General features: G+C 40.2%; 19 protein-coding genes. All 19 read left to right on the forward strand.

Going from position 1 to position 17545, the window contains the following annotated elements:
• Positions 1 to 40 precede the first annotated feature (40 nt).
• The 19 genes from paaA to RRV45_RS10110 all read left to right on the forward strand — a co-directional run bounded on the left by paaA (position 41) and on the right by RRV45_RS10110 (position 17541).
• A complete protein-coding gene (paaA, locus tag RRV45_RS10020; RefSeq protein ID WP_315668996.1) occupies positions 41 to 946 on the forward strand; it encodes a 1,2-phenylacetyl-CoA epoxidase subunit PaaA in 906 nt (301 codons plus the stop codon).
• A 32-nt stretch (positions 947 to 978) separates the two neighbouring features.
• Complete coding sequence (gene paaB / locus RRV45_RS10025) at positions 979 to 1335, forward strand: 1,2-phenylacetyl-CoA epoxidase subunit PaaB (protein ID WP_315668672.1); 357 nt, start codon at positions 979 to 981, stop codon at positions 1333 to 1335.
• Positions 1322 to 2137, forward strand: a complete 816-nt coding sequence (gene paaC, locus RRV45_RS10030) for a 1,2-phenylacetyl-CoA epoxidase subunit PaaC (protein ID WP_315668673.1) — start codon at positions 1322 to 1324, stop codon at positions 2135 to 2137. Before paaB ends, paaC begins: the two co-directional genes overlap by 14 nt.
• A 19-nt stretch (positions 2138 to 2156) precedes the next feature.
• Complete coding sequence (gene paaD / locus RRV45_RS10035) at positions 2157 to 2651, forward strand: 1,2-phenylacetyl-CoA epoxidase subunit PaaD (RefSeq protein WP_315668674.1); 495 nt, start codon at positions 2157 to 2159, stop codon at positions 2649 to 2651.
• Positions 2652 to 2677: 26 nt separating this feature from the next.
• Positions 2678 to 2989 carry an EthD family reductase gene (locus RRV45_RS10040; RefSeq protein WP_315668675.1) on the forward strand — a complete coding sequence of 104 codons (312 nt, stop codon included), beginning with the start codon at positions 2678 to 2680 and terminating at the stop codon, positions 2987 to 2989.
• Positions 2979 to 3758, forward strand: coding sequence for an enoyl-CoA hydratase-related protein (locus tag RRV45_RS10045; protein WP_315668676.1), 780 nt, complete (start codon positions 2979 to 2981; stop codon positions 3756 to 3758). The genes RRV45_RS10040 and RRV45_RS10045 overlap by 11 nt, the downstream gene beginning before the upstream one ends.
• Positions 3759 to 3885: 127 nt before the next feature.
• Positions 3886 to 4761 carry a phenylacetic acid degradation operon negative regulatory protein PaaX gene (gene paaX, locus RRV45_RS10050; protein WP_315668677.1) on the forward strand — a complete coding sequence of 292 codons (876 nt, stop codon included), beginning with the start codon at positions 3886 to 3888 and terminating at the stop codon, positions 4759 to 4761.
• 350 nt (positions 4762 to 5111) lie between these two features.
• Positions 5112 to 6170 (forward strand): ABC transporter substrate-binding protein, encoded by a 1059-nt coding sequence (locus RRV45_RS10055; protein WP_315668678.1) that lies wholly within the window; start codon positions 5112 to 5114, stop codon positions 6168 to 6170.
• 18 nt (positions 6171 to 6188) lie between these two features.
• Positions 6189 to 7202 carry an ABC transporter permease gene (locus RRV45_RS10060; protein WP_315668679.1) on the forward strand — a complete coding sequence of 338 codons (1014 nt, stop codon included), beginning with the start codon at positions 6189 to 6191 and terminating at the stop codon, positions 7200 to 7202.
• Positions 7195 to 7989 carry an ABC transporter ATP-binding protein gene (locus RRV45_RS10065; RefSeq protein WP_315668680.1) on the forward strand — a complete coding sequence of 265 codons (795 nt, stop codon included), beginning with the start codon at positions 7195 to 7197 and terminating at the stop codon, positions 7987 to 7989. The genes RRV45_RS10060 and RRV45_RS10065 overlap by 8 nt, the downstream gene beginning before the upstream one ends.
• A 191-nt stretch (positions 7990 to 8180) precedes the next feature.
• Complete coding sequence (locus RRV45_RS10070; RefSeq protein ID WP_315668681.1) at positions 8181 to 8564, forward strand: thioesterase family protein; 384 nt, start codon at positions 8181 to 8183, stop codon at positions 8562 to 8564.
• Positions 8565 to 8660: 96 nt separating this feature from the next.
• The gene (locus RRV45_RS10075; RefSeq protein ID WP_315668682.1) at positions 8661 to 9767 is read left to right on the forward strand and encodes a Leu/Phe/Val dehydrogenase; all 1107 of its coding nucleotides are present in this window, start codon (positions 8661 to 8663) and stop codon (positions 9765 to 9767) included.
• A 95-nt stretch (positions 9768 to 9862) separates the two neighbouring features.
• Positions 9863 to 10933, forward strand: coding sequence for a pyruvate dehydrogenase (acetyl-transferring) E1 component subunit alpha (gene pdhA / locus RRV45_RS10080; protein WP_315668683.1), 1071 nt, complete (start codon positions 9863 to 9865; stop codon positions 10931 to 10933).
• Positions 10930 to 11925, forward strand: a complete 996-nt coding sequence (locus RRV45_RS10085; RefSeq protein ID WP_315668684.1) for an alpha-ketoacid dehydrogenase subunit beta — start codon at positions 10930 to 10932, stop codon at positions 11923 to 11925. The genes pdhA and RRV45_RS10085 overlap by 4 nt, the downstream gene beginning before the upstream one ends.
• Positions 11926 to 11935: 10 nt before the next feature.
• Entirely contained in the window at positions 11936 to 13147 is a 1212-nt protein-coding gene (locus tag RRV45_RS10090) for a dihydrolipoamide acetyltransferase family protein (RefSeq protein ID WP_315668685.1), read from the forward strand.
• Entirely contained in the window at positions 13148 to 14578 is a 1431-nt protein-coding gene (gene lpdA, locus RRV45_RS10095) for a dihydrolipoyl dehydrogenase (RefSeq protein WP_315668686.1), read from the forward strand.
• A gap of 123 nt (positions 14579 to 14701) precedes the next feature.
• Positions 14702 to 15820: a 4-hydroxyphenylpyruvate dioxygenase gene (gene hppD / locus RRV45_RS10100; protein ID WP_315668687.1), complete on the forward strand. Its 1119-nt coding sequence runs from the start codon at positions 14702 to 14704 to the stop codon at positions 15818 to 15820.
• On the forward strand, positions 15753 to 16940 hold the full coding sequence (hisC, locus tag RRV45_RS10105; RefSeq protein WP_315668688.1) for a histidinol-phosphate transaminase: 1188 nt from the start codon (positions 15753 to 15755) through the stop codon (positions 16938 to 16940). Before hppD ends, hisC begins: the two co-directional genes overlap by 68 nt.
• Positions 16921 to 17541, forward strand: coding sequence for a flavin reductase family protein (locus RRV45_RS10110; RefSeq protein WP_315668689.1), 621 nt, complete (start codon positions 16921 to 16923; stop codon positions 17539 to 17541). The genes hisC and RRV45_RS10110 overlap by 20 nt, the downstream gene beginning before the upstream one ends.
• The last annotated feature ends 4 nt before the right edge of the window (positions 17542 to 17545 follow it).

Raw genomic sequence — 17545 nt, forward strand, 5'->3', positions numbered from 1 at the left:
TGGCGAGCATTTAACAGAAGGGGCGAAATACGAGCACTTTATGCATCGCATTAATAATGGGGAAAAAATTGAAGCAGATGATTGGATGCCGGATGAATATCGAATAACACTTATTAAATTAATTTCAATGCATGGAATAAGTGAAATTATGGGGGCGTTGCCTGAAAAGGAATGGGTCCCGAAAGCACCTTCATTAAAAAGAAAGCTCGGGATCATGGCTAAGGTACAAGATGAAATGGGTCACGGACAGCTGTTATTAAGGGTTGCAGAGGATCTAATGAAGCCATACGGTAAAACCCGAGAAGATATTATGCAAGATTTATTTACCGGAAGGCTGAAATTTCATAATGTATTTCATATGGAAGCCCCAACATGGGGAGACGCAGGACTAATTGGGTGGCTTGTCGATGGAGCAGCCATTATCTCTCAGACGAATATGCTTGATGCTTCATACGGGCCTTACGCAAGAGCTTTGAAAAGAATTTGTGCGGAGGAAGTTTTTCATGCCCAGCATGGCGAGTCAATTATTATGGCATTGGCTGAAGGTACAAAGGAACAAAGAGAGATGGTACAGGGTGCCATTAATAGATGGTGGGATTCCCTTCTGATGTTCTTCGGTCCAGCAGATGCATCAACGACAGGAACTTCTAAGCAAGATATAACAATTAAATATCGAATTCGAACAAAAACAAATGAACAACTGAGACAGGATTTCTTTTCGAAATATATCCCTAGAGTCTTATCACTTGGATTAACAATCCCAGATGAAACGATGCATTTTGATAATAATCAGGGAAAATGGCTTTATAAGCAGCCTGATTGGGAGCGATTTAAGGAAATCGTCAGGAATAATGGTCCGAAATCAAAGGAACGTTTAGAGTTGCGGCAAATAACTTACGTTGAAAATCAGTGGGTTCGTGATGCACTGGCTAATTCGAATCATTGATTTTATGAAAAATTTTGATAGGAGGAGACTCTTTGAGCAGTGGAGGATTTTACCAGGAATTCGAGGTTTTCAGTAAAAGGACAGATACCTCACCGTTACAATATCAATTTTCCTTGCTTGCCCCTAATCAAGAACTTGCACTAGTCATGGCACAGGAAAATTTCATGCGGCGGGAGCCGGTAGCAGATATTTGGGTTATAAAAAGCTCGGATATTCGCAAAATGTCACCTGAGGAAAAGCAGACATTAAGGCGGCTTGATAATAAAGATTATCGAAATACAAAGGGATATGGATATCTAAAGAAAAAATGGCGTCAGTATGAGCAAGCAATGCTTGATGAAAAGGAAATTTTGTCATGGGGAGGATTGAAAAAGAGTGAACAAGACTGATCTTTCGCCACTGAATCCTGCATATAAATCTTCATTAACAGCACTCTTATACCAGCTCGCCGATGATGATTTCATTATTGCATACCGGGGGTCGGAATGGCTTGGGCTTGCTCCTCATATAGAGGAGGATGTTGCCTTTTCCTCCATTAGCCAAGATACAATGGGGCATGCGGCCATGTTTTATCAGCTTCTAGAAGAGCTTGGTGAAGGCAGTATTGATGAATTAGCGCATTCACGAAAGGCGAAGGACCGAAGAAATGCTGTTTTGCTTGAGATGGTAAATGGGCCAGGAAACTATTTATCAAAACCCCAGTATGACTTTGCGTTTGCAGTTGTCAGAAACTACTTCTACGTTCAGGCAAAGAAAATTCGCATGGATTCCTTGAAAAATTCATCCTATCAACCACTGGCCCATATGGCAATCAATGTTAATATGGAGCTCTTCTACCATCTTCTGCATTGGAAAACCTGGTTTGTGCAATTAATGAATGCCAGGGGTGAGGCAAGAAAAAGAATGGAAGCTGCTGTTGCGAAGGTGTTTTCTGATTTCGAAGGTGTACTGACTTTAGGGCCACTGGGGAGTGATATGGCTAAATTTGGATTAATTGAGGATGAAGAACTATTGAAACAAAAGTGGAGGTCTGCCATGCTTCCGGTCTTTGAAGCGATCAATCTGGCGTTGCCGGAATCATTCGGTATGAAGAGCGGGAATGGACGTATAGGCGAACACACAAAGGAACTCGATATTGCTTTAGCCATTCTTTCCGAAGTATATCATGCAGATCCTGCCGCTAATTGGTAGGAAGAGGGATTGATTAAGTATGAAGAAAACAACTACTTCTGCAGACAAAGTTATTAAAGCGCTTCATCAAGTTAAAGATCCAGAAATAGACTCCATTTCGATCGTTGATTTAGGAATGTTAGAAAGGGTGACGGTGGACGGCCAATCGATAACAATTGAGCTGCTCCCAACTTTTATGGGCTGCCCAGCTCTTGAAGTTATCCGTCAAAACGTAGTTAAAGAGATTAAATCTCAATTTGACTTTGAGCAAATTGATGTACAATTCATTTACCATCCACCATGGACGTCAGACAGAATTACAGCTAAGGGGAGAGAGGACTTAAAAGAATTCGGAATTGCCCCTCCTCCAAAACATATCCGCGAAACTGGAGAATGGCAAGTGAATTGCCCGTTCTGCGACTCCATCTATACAACACTAGACAACCTCTTTGGACCAACTGCCTGTCGCAGCATTCTATACTGCAGGACTTGCAAAAACCCTTTTGAAGCCATGAAACCTGTTTCTACAATATAAATACAATTTGAAGGGAAGAAAATAATATGGCAAAACTTATCGCTTTATACAAGCACCCTGAAAACAAAGAAGCTTTTGATAAGCATTACTTTGAAACACACGCTCCTCTTACGGCAAAAATTCCGGGCCTTCGCAAAATGGAGGTTACTAGGATTATAGGCAGCCCAATGGGCGGGGATGGGAAATATTACCTCATGTGTGAAATGCATTATGAAAGTCTGGAGTCACTTCAAACGGCAATGAGAACGGACGAAGGGAAGGCTTCAGGCAAAGATGCGATGAAATTTGCAGGTGATTTAATCACATTAATGATTGGTGAAGATGTAGATGGGCAATGACTATGAATATATTGAAGCTGCCATTGAAGGAAAGCTTGGATTCATAGCCTTAAATCGTCCAAAGGTACTCAATGCCATTAATCGCAAAATGGTATCGGAAATTTTGACTGTTATGGAGGAATTTGATGAAAATGATGATGTCAAAGTCATCATATTGAGCGGCAAAGGGAGGGCATTTGCTGCAGGGGCTGATATTGAAGAAATGGCTAATGACAATTCAATCGATTTTGAGTTGCGCAATCAATTCAAGGATTGGGACCGATTAGCCATGATAAAGAAGCCAATAATTGGAGCCGTTCAAGGATTTGCACTTGGCGGGGGCTTTGAGCTTGCCCTCTGCTGCGATCTTCTTTATGCCGCGGAGGATGCGGAATTCGGATTTCCTGAAGTAAATCTTGGTGTTATGCCTGGTGCAGGGGGAACGCAGCGGTTAACAAAGCTAGCTGGTAAAACAAAGGCGATGGAATGGCTTTTTACAGGAAAAAGAATCCTAGCAAAAGAAGCTCTCCAATTTGGAATGGTCAACCAATTGTTTGCTCGTGAGGTTCTTATGGAAGAAACGATTAAAATTGCAAGGCATATTGCTAATCAAGCGCCAATATCGATTCGCTTAATAAAGGAATCCGTGCTGAAAGCGGTAGATGCCTCTCTTGAAGAAGGCATGCATTTTGAAAGGAAAAATTTCTATCTATTATTTTCAACCGAAGATCAAAAAGAAGGCATGAAGGCTTTTCAAGAAAAAAGAAGGCCGAATTTTAATGGGAGATAGGGTGGGTACTTATTATTATTTAGAATTTAAAATGTTGTGAAAATTTCATTTGATATAGTAGAATTATTTTATGACGTTTATATTTCGGCATTCTATCTATATGAAATGAAGTGAGGAATGAAGGTAATTGAATACTAGATCAATGATTTTTACTTTATATGGAGACTATATATCGCATTATGGCAGTAAAATTTGGATTGGAAGTTTAATTCGGTTATTAAATGAGTTTGGTCATAATGATCAATCTGTTCGGGCAGCTATTTCTAGGATGAATAAGCAAGGCTGGGTTCAGTCCGATAAAGTCGGCAATAAAAGCTATTATTCTTTAACAGACCGCGGTCAAAAAAGGATTGATGAGGCAGCTAAAAGGATATTTAAGCTTATGCCGGAAAAATGGGATGGGCAGTGGAGAATATTAATGTACACTATTCCAGAGGAAATTCGGACAGTTAGGGATGAACTTAGAAAAGAATTAGTCTGGAGCGGATTTGGCTCCTTATCTAATAGCTGCTGGATATCAGCCAATAATCTTGAAAATCATGTGAATGAAATAATTGATAAATATGATATCGGTCAATATGTCGATTTTTTTATCGCAAAATATGAGGGGCCGCATGATAATTTCCGTTTAGTTGAAAAGAGCTGGAACTTAGAGGATATTAATTCCAAGTATCAAGTGTTCATTTCCGAATATAGTCAGAAATATATCATCGATAAAAATAAAATTCAAAAGGGACAAATGTCTGATGCAGAATGCTTTGTGGAAAGGACAAAGCTCGTCCATGAATATAGAAAATTCTTGTTTGTTGATCCAGGACTGCCTGAAGAGTTGCTTCCTGAAAAATGGTTAGGCAGCCACGCTGCATCATTGTTTAGTGAGTATTATAAAGAATTGGCAAAGCCAGCTTCCCGTTTTTTTGAGGCTGTGTTTAGAGAAGGAAATGAGATTAAGCACAAGGATGTTCATTATGATGTGCTCGATCACCCATATATTGTTGAATAGAATGGCACCACTTGTTCCTGTAAGGTGCATAGCTTCACAATAATACTAATATTTAAAGTCACCACTAATTTGACACTTATATTAAATCGTGGTGCCTTGCACCTGTTTTTAGGCATACAGAACTATTTCTGTATGCTTTTCTTCTTGCTTCTAAACTGATAATATATTAATCTAAATATATTAAATTTTTTGAATATTATTGACTATCAGCTTCGTAAAATGATAATATAACGATATATTTACGTTATCCATGTTATTTATCATATAAATTCAGCATCTTCATACATAGGTAGTCCACGCTGCTATTTTTGCAGTGTTTAATATTTATTAAAAAGAGGGGGTATTTCAAGATGAAAAGGTCTTTAAAAGTTTTATTCTTCCTATTGGCAGCAGTACTGCTCATGCTTAGTGCATGTGGAAAAGAGGAGGCAGTCCAACCTGCTGAGGCTGAAAAGGGAAAAGAGGAGGCAGCCCAACCTGCTGAGGCCGAAAAAGAAAAAGAACAGGAAAAGCACAAGATTGGCATTACCCAGTTTGTTGCCCACCCTTCCTTAGATGCAGCAACAGAAGGATTTAAAAAGGCATTAGAGGATGAAGGATTTAAAGAAGGGGAAAATGTCGAATATAATTTCCAAAATGCACAGGCAGATATGAATAACACACAGACGATTGCCAATAACTTTGTTGGTGATAAGGTTGATTTAATTTTTGCTAATGCTACTCCAAGTGCTGTTAGTGCACTAAATGCTACAAGGGATATACCAATTTTATTTACATCTGTAACGGATCCTGTAGGAGCGGGACTTGTAGAAGCATTCGATAAACCAGGCGATAATATTACAGGTACAACGGACAATCATCCGGAAGGCACCGCAAAAACGATTCATTTTATCATTGATGAAGCTGGAGCGCAGACGATTGGTGTCATATTTAATGCGGGTGAACAGAATTCAGAGGTGCAGGTGGCAGAAGTGAAGAAGCTTGCTGAAGCGAAGGGTGCAACGATCGTTGAAGCTTCCGTATCAACATCTGCCGAAGTAAAGCAGGCTACTGAATCATTAGTAGGCAGAGTAGATGCCATTTATGTCCCGACAGATAATACGGTTGTTTCCGCCTTAGAATCTGTTATATCTGTTGCAGATAGCGAGAAGCTGCCGCTATTCGTAGGAGAGCTTGACTCTATGAAGCGTGGAGCAGTTGCAGCAAGCGGATTTAGCTATTATGATCTCGGCTACCAGACTGGAAAAATGGCTGCAGAAATTTTAAAAGGAAATAAAAAGCCATCTGAAATTCCTGTTGAGCTTCCAAGCAGTTTAACATTAATGATTAATAAGAAAGCGGCTGAACAGCAAGGGCTTGAAGTTAAGCAAGAATGGGAGAAAATTGCGGAGTTTTATGAAGGCGAATAACAGAGGGTGTGATTCATAATGTTCACGGCAGTATTTGGAGCGTTTGAAGCTGGAATTATCTATGCGATTATGGCACTCGGAGTTTATTTGTCCTTCCGAGTGCTGGATTTTCCAGACTTAACGGTAGATGGAAGCTTTGTAACTGGTGCGGCTGTTGCAGCGACAATGATTGTTAGCGGGATAAATCCATTTCTTGCCACTGTTTTCGCACTTATTGCTGGGTTTGCTGCAGGCTGTATTACGGGGGTCCTTCATACGTTTGGGAAGATCAATGCACTCCTATCTGGGATATTAATGATGATTGCTCTTTATTCGATAAATCTCCGAATTATGGGGAAATCAAATGTACCGTTATTGAATACAGAAACAGCTATGACTAATGTTAGAGAAACTTGGGATAAAACGGGATTAGACTCCATTTTTAATAGTATTCTTTCTGCAGTAGGGCTTGGAGACAGCTTGCCAAGGTCATGGGGTATTTTAATTTTCATGGTGATTGTTACCTTTTTGTTAAAATTCCTGACAGATAAATTCCTCCAGACCGAAATTGGTCTGGCCATTAGAGCGACTGGGGACAATAAGCGAATGATTAGAAGCTTATCAGCCAATACAAATTTAACTGTCATTCTAGGACTTGGCATTTCCAACTCCATGGTTGCATTTTCTGGAGCACTTATCGCTCAGCAGGGTGGCTTTGCTGATGTTGGTATGGGTATTGGGATGATTATTATTGGTCTGGCATCAGTCATAATCGGAGAGGCTCTGTTTGGAACAAAAACAATTGCAAGAACAACGTTAGCGGTTATCGGTGGCGCGATCATTTACCGAATCGTTGTGACACTTGCTTTGAGGGTAGATTTCCTTGAACCTGGTGATATGAAATTAATTACTGCAACCATTGTTATTTTAGCACTCATTCTTCCAAAAATAATTGATTCTTCAAAAGAGAAAAAGCGGAAAGCGAGAAAGCAGGCGGAGAGTTTGGCTTTAAGCAATATTCCTTCAGATAGAAAGGAGGGGCCATATGCTTGAGCTCAAACACATTCATAAAGTTTTTAATGAAGGAACACCTGACGAAAAAATTGCCTTGGATCGTATTCATTTAAAGTTAAATAAAGGAGATTTTGTTACCGTAATCGGCAGTAATGGGGCTGGGAAATCTACCTTAATGAATATGATCTCTGGCGTCATGATACCTGACGTTGGCACTGTATCGATTGATAGACAGAATGTTACGATGATGTCGGAATACAAAAGAGCAAAGTTAATCGGACGTGTGTTTCAAGACCCGATGGCTGGAACAGCTCCGAGTATGACGATTGAAGAAAATTTAGCAATGGCTTATTCCAGAAATAAGCAGAGAACGTTAAGAAAAGGGGTTACGAAGAAGCGAAAGGAATATTTTCAAGAAGTGCTCCAATCGCTTCATCTTGGGTTAGAAAACCGGCTCACGGCCAAAGTTGGATTGCTGTCAGGTGGGGAAAGGCAGGCGCTATCATTATTGATGGCCACGTTTACGGAGCCAGCCATTCTTTTGCTTGATGAGCATACAGCCGCCCTTGACCCAGCACGTGCCGAGCTTATCACGAATTTAACAAAGGAAATTGTCGAAAAATACAATTTGACGACATTAATGGTCACACATAATATGCAGCAGGCACTTGATTTAGGAAATAGACTAATCATGATGGATAAAGGTCAAATTATCCTGGAGGTTGAAGAAGATCAAAAAGGAAACTTGACGATCGAACAGTTATTAAATGAGTTTCAGAGAATTCGAGGTTCGAAAATGGCAAGTGATCGGGCTCTACTATCTTAATATTGAATATAAAAAAGGGATTAATTAGGCGTTATTCACTAATTAATCCTTTTTATTATGTATTGGCCATATAATCAAGAAGAAAGAATTTTTTAAACTTTTACAATTTATTGACTATTCGTTATACGAAATGGTATCATATCGTTAATTAAACGTCATACTTATTATTGTATAAACTATGGAGGGATCGAATGAAACCAGGTTTAACGGCAGGTTATTCGGTTACGATTGAGGCAGTAGTGACTCGTGAAATGTTTGCTCAATTTGAAGGGAAAATGGTTCATCCAACCTATTCGACCGTAATGATGATTTACCATATGGAATGGGCGTCTAGGCAAATCATTTTGCCTTTTTTAGAAGAGCATGAGGAGGGAATGGGGTTGTCTGTTTCCGCTAAACATATATTGCCGGCTCGGGAAGGATCTAAATTGAACATAAAGGCAGTCCTAACTGAAAAGAAAGACAATAAGATTATTACCGATGTTTTTGTTATCAATGATACTAAGCTAATTGGCACTGGGGAGGTTACGCAGGTAATTCTTCCGAAAGCGAAAATTAAGAGCATGCTAGCATAATTATCATGCTATTTACTAATCTGTTTTTATATTAACAGCAAACCTAAAGATGACTCAGTTTGTAAGCGTTAACATAATCGTTAGGGGGAAATGTTCATGAATATGTTTTCGAAGATAAAAGACCATGAACAGGTTGTGTTTTGTAATGATGAATTAACTGGCTTAAAGGCTATTATTGCTATCCATAGTACAAAGCTAGGTCCAGCCCTAGGCGGCTGCAGGATGCTCCCTTATTCAAGTGAAGAGGAGGCGCTTGAAGATGTACTGCGTCTTTCGCGAGGTATGACATACAAATGCGCTGCTGCGGATGTTGATTTTGGCGGCGGAAAAGCAGTTATTATTGGCGACCCTCATAAAGATAAGACACCGGAGCTATTCCGTGCGTTCGGGCAGTTCGTAGAATCATTGAATGGCAGATTCTATACGGGTACAGATATGGGAACTTCACCAGATGATTTCATTCATGCGTTAAGGGAAACGAATTGTATCGTTGGCGTTGATGAGGTTTACGGGGGAAGCGGGGACTCTTCTGTGCCGACTGCACAAGGCGTTATTTATGGAATTCAAGCAACAAATAAAATATTAACAGGCTCTGATCAACTAAGCGGAAAAAGCTATGTGGTCCAGGGACTTGGTAAAGTGGGATTCAAGGTTGCAGAAAGGCTGCTGGAGGATGGAGCAGATTTATACGTGTCCGATATCAATCAGCAAGCAATCAATAGGCTGCTATCTAAAGCGAAAACATTAGGAGCCACAGTAAAAGTTTTATCGAGTGATGAGATCTATGAGGCTAACGCAGATATCTTTATTCCATGTGCAATGGGTGGCATTATTAATGACGAAACCATTCAGTATCTATCTGTAAAGGCCGTTGTCGGTTCAGCGAATAACCAGCTTTTGGAGCTTCATCATGCACAAAAGCTAATGGATAAAGGGATTTTATTTGCTCCTGATTATATTGTCAACTCCGGTGGTTTAATTCAAGTAGCAGATGAACTGTATACACCGAATAAAGAAAGAGTCCTGCAAAAAACAAAAGCCATTTATAACTCTTTACTCCATATTTACGAGTATGCAAATGCGGAAGGAATAACAACAGTGGAAGCGGCTAATCAATTTTGTGAAAAACGTATTGAAGCGCGAGCACGCAGAAATAGCTTTTTTTCTCATAAGAAGCGTCCAAAATGGGCAGTGAGAACGTAATTTTTTAATGTAATAACAACATTAATAATGTGATAATATTTTTTTGTTTTTGTGCCCTAATAGGTTCTAAATAATATAAAGCAAAGGGTGAGAAAATGGACAGTCAGTTTCCAGTGCTTCAAGTAATGGATCCAAACGGACAAATAGCAGCACCCCAATATAAGGAGAAGATTACAGAGGAATTGGCCAGAAACTTTTATAGGCAGCTCGTTAGAATCCGCCTTTTTGATCGGAAGGCGGTAAGCCTGCAGCGACAAGGAAGGATAGGCACATATGCACCATTCGAAGGGCAGGAGGCTTCACAGGTAGGTAGTGCTCTTGCATTAAACGAATGGGATTGGATGTTTCCAACGTACCGTGACCATGGGGCAGCCTTTGTTTTTGGCCACTCATTAAGGAATATTCTTTTATTTTGGAATGGCCGAAACGAAGGGTGTATCCCTCCAGCGGGAAAAAAGATTTTCCCTCCAGGTATCCCGATTGCCACCCAGATTCCTCACGCAGCAGGGGCCGCCTTAGCAGAAAAGAAAAAGGGAACAACCAATGCAGCCATTGCTTACTTCGGTGATGGTGCCACATCTGAAGGGGACTTTCATGAAGGGCTTAATTTCGCGAGTGTATTTAAAGCACCTGTCGTTTTCTTTAATCAAAATAATCAATTTGCCATTTCAGTTCCAATTGACAAGCAAATGAATTCTAAGACGATTGCCCAAAAGTCCTTAGCCTATGATATTCCTGGTGTCCGGATCGATGGAAACGATGTTTTCATTGTTTATTTTGAAACGTTAAAGGCTTTGGAGAGAGCGAGAAAGGGTAATGGACCGACATTAATTGAAGCTGTCACCTGGAGATATGGGGCTCATACGACCGCTGATGACCCATCGAAATACCGCTGCCAAGTAGAGAGCAATAACCGCCGAACAGAAACAGATCCTATTCTTCGCCTTGAAAAGTGGATGAAAAATGAAGGATTATATGATGAAAAATGGTTGCGTGATGTGGAAGCGGAAGCCACACAGGAAATTGAGAAAGCAGTTGAAGAAATGGAAGATCTTCCTCCCGCAGATCCTGCTAATATATTTGATCATGTCTTTGCGGAGCCAACATGGCAAATCGCTCAGCAAAAAGAAGAGTATCTTAGATTCATAGGGGGTGAAGGGAGATGAGTACGGCAATCAAAACAAAAACGTTCACACTCATACAAGCCATTACTGATGCTCTGGATACAATGCTTGAGGAAAGATCCGAAGTACTGCTCTTAGGAGAGGACATCGGAAAAAATGGCGGAGTATTTCGCGCTACTGAAGGACTTCAAGAGAAATACGGCGCTGACCGGGTTATTGATACACCTTTAAGTGAAGCGGGGTTCGTTGGAGCAGGAATTGGTATGGCGGTTAATGGATTTTTACCTGTCATAGAAATTCAGTTTCTTAGCTTTATTTATCCAGCCTATGAACAAATCATGACACATGCTTCTAGACTACGGATGAGGACGATGGGGCATTTTACTGTTCCAATGGTCATTCGTGCCCCATACGGAGCGGGAGTCAGGGCTCCCGAAATCCATTGCGATAGTCCAGAAGCAATATTTACCCATATGCCAGGAATAAAGGTCGTATGCCCGTCCAGTCCTTATGATGCTAAGGGTTTGCTTATTGCAGCAATTGAAGATCCAGATCCTGTATTATTTATGGAACCAATGAGGTGTTACCGAGCTGGCAAGGAAGAGGTGCCAGAAGGAAAATACAAAATAGAAATTGGTAAAGGAAAAAAAATGCTGGAAGGGGACGATGTGTCCATCATTACTTGGGGAGCGATGGTTCCGGTTGTCATGAAAGCAGCGAAAGAAATGCAGATTCAAGGCATTCATTGTGATGTGATCGATTTAAGAACCTTATACCCGATCGATAAAGAGATCATTGCTGAATCGGTCCAAAAAACAGGCCGGACAGTTATTGTTCATGAGGCACATGCCACTGGTGGGGTTGGAAATGATGTATTAGCCATCATCAATGACACATCGTTTTTATATCAAAAAGCGCCAGCAGAAAGGGTTACTGGATTTGATGCCCCTGTTCCATACTTTGGTTTTGAGGATCATTATTTACCAACGGCAGATCGAGTGAAATTTGCCATTCATAAAGTCATGTCGTTCTAGGAGGGAAGGAATGGAAGTCAAATTACATGATATTGGAGAAGGAATGACCGAAGCAGACATTAATTGCTTTTTAGTAAAGGCAGGTGATTTTGTCCGAGCCGATGAACCTATCATTGAAATACAAACAGACAAAATGACTGCGGAAATTCCTGCCCCGCGCACTGGGTATATTCGAGAGTTTAAAGTAGAAATCGGGCAGACCGTTCCTGTTGGAACAACTTTATTAATCTTGGAAGAAGAAGGCAGCTTAAATAAACAACCGATATCACCCGCTACAATGACAGTTGATCATTCTATGACGAATGTAAAAGATTATAAAAAACGTATTCTCGCATCACCGTATACAAGGAAAATTGCGAGAGAAAACGGGATAAATATTGAAGTTGTTAAGGGGTCTGGTCCAGCCGGAAGAATTACTGATGAAGATATTTATCAATTAATGGCTTCTTCACAACAACAGGATTCGGAGAGAAACAGCCAGCCCACAAGAAATACGACAATCGCACCTGCAGAACTACCCCCATTAAAATCAGACACCATTCCTTTCAGAGGCAGAAGAAAGCAAATCGCGAAAAAAATGGTTCAATCCTTAAATACGATTCCCCATTGTACTCATTTTGAAGAAGTAGATGTTACGGAACTGATTCAATTTCGAGCGGAATTAAAGAATATCAATCAAACGATTACAGCAACTGCCTTTTTCATAAAGGCTTTGTCTGTATGTCTTACGGAATTTCCGATTTTTAATGCTCGGCTTGACGAGGAAAATGAGGTGATTCATCTTCTAAAAGAACATCATATCGGAATGGCGGTGGATGCGGAAGATGGTCTTATCGTTCCCGTGCTTCGCCATGTGGAGAAAAAATCAATACGAGCCATTCATGACGAAATGAAAATAGTTACGGAAAAAGCATTAGCCAATAAATTAAGCATGAAGGATATAACAGGCGGAACGTTTACGATTAGTAATGTTGGCCCCCTTGGTGGAAGCTTTGGGGCAACGCCGATTATTCAGCATCCTGAAGTGGCGCTTGTATCCTTCCATAAGACGAAGAAAATGCCTGTAGTGACAGAGGATGATCAAATTGTGATCCGGTCTATCATGAATATTTCAATGTCCTTCGATCATCGGGTGGCAGACGGGGCGAGTGCTGTCCGTTTTACAAACAGATTTGCACAATTCATTCAAAATCCAAAAATGCTTTTGCTGGAGTTGGTTTAGATGGTTGTCGGCGACCTTGCCCATGAACGTGATTTAGTAATTATTGGCGGTGGACCAGGAGGATATCATGCGGCTATTCGAGCTGCTCAGCTTGGGCAATCTGTTACCCTAATTGAAAAGGGGGAGCTTGGAGGTGTATGCCTAAATAAAGGCTGTATCCCGTCTAAAGTCCTGACCCATGGCGCCGCTGAATTTGCCTCATTTAAGGAAATAGATCAACTAGGAATAGAGATTAATAGTATTAAGTTTAATATGGATAAACTACAAGCTTACAAAAATAAAACGATTACCCAGCTTCGAGATGGCGTCCTATCCTTATGTAAAGCGAATAAAATTGAAATTATAAAAGGATCCGCGTTTTTTCTTTCAGAAGAACGGATTGGTGTTGAAAATGGGGATCAATATGATATTTATCGTTTTAATCATGCAATCATCGCGACTGGAGGCTATCCGAAATCACCGGAGGGCATAAAGATTGATCATGAGAGAGTTCTAAATTCCTGGTCGATCACTAATCTTAAAGTAGTGCCCGAAAAGCTTTTCGTTTATGGTCATGACTATATTGCGTTAGAAATCGCCATGGCCTATAACTCTATTGGCTCTGAAGTTGTACTTATAAATGAACACGATGATTTCATGTTTGATTCATCCATTAACCGTGAGCTCATGCGAATATTAAAGAAAAAACAGATAGGGATCCTCAAAAACAACTTCATTTCAGAAGCATATACTAAGGATGAGGGAGTAACCATTTTTATTAAAAATAAGACAGGCACAGAGGAATTAAAGGGTTCGCATTTATTTGTTTCTGGCAGCAATACCCCAAACACTAATCATTTAGGAATAAATCGTATAGGTGTTGAAACGACAAAGAGCGGATTCATTGTCGTTAATCACGAGTGCCGTACTTCAAAGAATCATATATTTGCGATTGGCGATGTGACAGAAGGACCAAGTTTAGCCATTAAAGCCATTAAGCAGGGCAAGACAGCTGCGGAAGCAATCACAGGTATAAAGGCTGAAGCAGATTTGCGTTTTCTGCCAGTCATTGCTCATACTAGCCCTCCGATTGCCTATGTGGGTTTAACTGAGGAAGAAGCTATTAAGCAAGGGCACTCAGTTGAAACAGCGCAATTCCCGCTTTCAGGAAATGGCTATGCCGCCATCCTTGGAAAAAAAGATGGATTGATTAAAGTAATATTTGATAAAGATAATGATCTTTTACTTGGCATACACATCATTGGGTATGGGGCCGTTGAACTAATTTCCAGCGGAGTGCTGTCGCTAGAGATGGCAGCAAGAGACGAGGATTTGCTGTTTCCGCTATACCCGCATCCAAGCATAAACGAGGGGTTACTAGAAGCAGTAGAAGCAATAAAGAACCAAGCCATCCATCTACCTCCAAATATGAGGAAAAAAATAAAGGTTTAAATCGTATATTACTTTAATGCAGATGTGCATTATAGCTTTAACTTGTACTCTTGAGAACATTGGCACTATCCATATAATATTAATTCAGAATATTATTAATTTTTACAATTAGGGGGAGCTAAAATGAAAGAAAAAATAACGGCAAGCAAGGAAAAAGTGGAGGATTTTTTTCCTGTTAAGGAAGTTGATTATTTAGAAATTTACACAGGTAACGCCAAACAATCCTGTTACTTTTTTTGCTCTGCCTTTGGCTTTAAACCTGTGGCATATTCTGGACTGGAGACAGGCAATAGAGAAACTGTTTCCTATGTTCTTCAGCAAAGAAAGATCCGTCTAGTCATTACAGGATCCTTAACTGAATCGAGCAGAGTCTCTTCTTTTGTGAAAAAGCATGGAGACGGAGTAAAGGATGTTGCTTTAACGGTAGATGATGTGGAGAAAGCATATAAAGAAGCTGTTTCAAGAGGGGCCATTGAAATTATGCCTCCGTTCGAAATCAAAGATGATCATGGTACTGTAAAAAAGGCAGTTATCGGAACATATGGAGATACGATCCACACATTAGTAGAACGGAATAACTATACAGGGGTTTTCATGCCAGGCTACGAGCCATTTGCTATGAACATACCATTTGAAGATGCCGGCTTTATTGGAATTGACCATGTGGTCGGCAATGTCGAAAGTATGGAAGAATGGGTTAATTATTATGCAAATGTTATGGGCTTTAAAGAGATGACACACTTCACGGACAAAGATATTAGCACGGAATATTCTGCACTAATGTCAAAGGTCATGCATAATGGCGGCCGTATTAAATTCCCGATCAACGAGCCAGCTGAAGGAAAACGAAAATCACAAATTGAAGAGTATCTAGAATTTTACAATGGACCTGGTGTTCAGCATCTGGCGCTTCTTACAGAAGATATTGTCAGTACGGTCAGCATCCTTCGCAAAAATGGAGTAGAATTCTTGAATACACCTGCCGCGTATTATGATGAGGCTTTATCAAAGCGTGTTGGAAAAATTGATGAGGAAATTGAAAAGCTGAAAGAATTAAGCATTTTAGTAGATCGTGATGATGAGGGTTATTTACTGCAAATCTTTACGAAGCCAGTTGTTGATAGACCAACATTATTTATTGAAGTAATCCAGCGTAAAGGCGCAAGAGGATTTGGTGAAGGGAATTTCAAGGCTTTGTTTGAATCCATTGAACGAGAGCAGGAAAGAAGAGGTAATCTATAACTTTATGGTCAAAATCAAAACAAAAAGTATACTAGAAGAAATTCAATCATATCCCCTTGGACTTTCGCAAAAGGAAATAAAAGAGAAGTACAGTCTTAATAGAGTATGGAAAATGTCTGATAATGAAAACGTTTATGGGTGCCCGCCAAAGGTAAAAGAGGCTATCTATCAGCATCTGCAAACGCTTCATTTATATCCTGACGGAAATACCTCTGAGTTAGTAAGCAGGCTCGCTAATTTTTACCACGTTGAGGAGGATCAGCTTATTGCTGGCAACGGATCAGACGAAATTATTAGAATGCTTACCCGAGCTTATATCAATAAAGGTGATGAGGCTATAATGGCTGATATCACCTTTCCCCGATATGAAACGAATGTTGTGATAGAGGGCGGGACATCGGTCAAAGTCCCTTTGGCAAACGGAGTTCATCATTTAACAGCTATGCTTAATATGATTACACCAAAAACTAAAATAATCTTTATTTGCAACCCTAATAATCCTACAGGAACAATTGTAGGAAATGAGGAATTAAATAACTTTATTGAAAACATTCCGGAAAATATCCTGATTGTTCTAGATGAGGCTTATTACGAATATGTGACATCCCAGGATTATTTACAATCCATCCCTCTTCTGAGTAACCATCCGAATTTAATTATTTTAAGGACCTTTTCGAAAATATATGGGCTTGCTGGGCTGCGTGTCGGCTACGGAATGATGCATCCTTCCATTGTAAAAGAACTGCATAAAGTAAGGGAAGTGTTTAATGTAAACGTGCTGGCGCAGGCAGCTGCTGTTCAGGCACTTAAAGACCGCGAGTTTATCACGGTATGTGCTGAAAAAAATGCTGTGGAAAGAAAATTTGTCTCTGATGGGCTCCGTAATTTTGAAATAGAATTTTTTCCTTCCGAAGCAAATTTTCTATTCGTTTACAGCCAGCATCCCATTTCGAAAAAGTTAATTTCGAATGGTTTTCTTGTCCGGCCAATGAAGCTCAGCGGCTACACTGACGCATTTAGAATCACTTTAGGTACAAGGAGCGATAATGAAGCTTTCCTGCATGTCCTTAGCCAAATAATAAATGATGGGCGGTGTGAGGGTGGAAATATCACCAGGTAATCTTGATTGGAGAGAGGCATATAAGCTATTAGTTGGTTCTATTTTACCGCGCCCAATTGCATTTGTTACAACGATTGATGATAAAGGAATTGTCAATGCAGCTCCATTTAGCTTCTTCACAGCCATCTGTGCAGACCCTTTGCTGATTTGCTTCTCGCCGATGAGAAGAGGGACGGACGGAGCAAAAAAAGACACACTTACAAACATTGAAACTACAAAAGATTTCGTTATTAATATTGTCAGCGAAGATTTTGTGGAAAAGATGAATATGTGTGCAACTGAGTTTCCTTCTGAGATAGACGAAATGGAAGTAGCGGGCCTTACGAAATTAAAAAGCCATAGTGTAAAGCCTCCAAGAATAGGAGAGTCAAAGATCCACCTTGAATGTACGCTGTACGAAGCTCTTCACTTTGGCGAACAGGCAGGATCTGGCAGTCTAGTCATTGGAAAGGTTGAGCATGTTCATGTTGCCGATGAACTCTATGAAAAGGGAAGAATAAACTCGGAGAAATTAAAGCCTATCGGCCGGCTTGCAGGTCAATTGTATACGAAGCCATTGGCAGATATGTTTGAATTAATCCGTAAAATAAATCCAGGGTGATGAT

The sequence above is a fragment of the Bacillus sp. DTU_2020_1000418_1_SI_GHA_SEK_038 genome (genome assembly GCF_032341175.1).
Lineage (GTDB): Bacteria > Bacillota > Bacilli > Bacillales > Cytobacillaceae > Cytobacillus.

Coding starts and splice junctions, on each gene's coding strand:
- paaA (WP_315668996.1), top strand. CDS start 41: ATGCATCGCATTAATAATGGGGAAAAAATTGAAGCAGATGATTGGATG.
- paaD (WP_315668674.1), top strand. CDS start 2,157: ATGAAGAAAACAACTACTTCTGCAGACAAAGTTATTAAAGCGCTTCAT.
- RRV45_RS10040 (WP_315668675.1), top strand. CDS start 2,678: ATGGCAAAACTTATCGCTTTATACAAGCACCCTGAAAACAAAGAAGCT.
- RRV45_RS10045 (WP_315668676.1), top strand. CDS start 2,979: ATGGGCAATGACTATGAATATATTGAAGCTGCCATTGAAGGAAAGCTT.
- RRV45_RS10055 (WP_315668678.1), top strand. CDS start 5,112: ATGAAAAGGTCTTTAAAAGTTTTATTCTTCCTATTGGCAGCAGTACTG.
- RRV45_RS10060 (WP_315668679.1), top strand. CDS start 6,189: ATGTTCACGGCAGTATTTGGAGCGTTTGAAGCTGGAATTATCTATGCG.
- RRV45_RS10065 (WP_315668680.1), top strand. CDS start 7,195: ATGCTTGAGCTCAAACACATTCATAAAGTTTTTAATGAAGGAACACCT.
- RRV45_RS10070 (WP_315668681.1), top strand. CDS start 8,181: ATGAAACCAGGTTTAACGGCAGGTTATTCGGTTACGATTGAGGCAGTA.
- RRV45_RS10075 (WP_315668682.1), top strand. CDS start 8,661: ATGAATATGTTTTCGAAGATAAAAGACCATGAACAGGTTGTGTTTTGT.
- pdhA (WP_315668683.1), top strand. CDS start 9,863: ATGGACAGTCAGTTTCCAGTGCTTCAAGTAATGGATCCAAACGGACAA.
- RRV45_RS10085 (WP_315668684.1), top strand. CDS start 10,930: ATGAGTACGGCAATCAAAACAAAAACGTTCACACTCATACAAGCCATT.
- RRV45_RS10090 (WP_315668685.1), top strand. CDS start 11,936: ATGGAAGTCAAATTACATGATATTGGAGAAGGAATGACCGAAGCAGAC.
- lpdA (WP_315668686.1), top strand. CDS start 13,148: ATGGTTGTCGGCGACCTTGCCCATGAACGTGATTTAGTAATTATTGGC.
- hppD (WP_315668687.1), top strand. CDS start 14,702: ATGAAAGAAAAAATAACGGCAAGCAAGGAAAAAGTGGAGGATTTTTTT.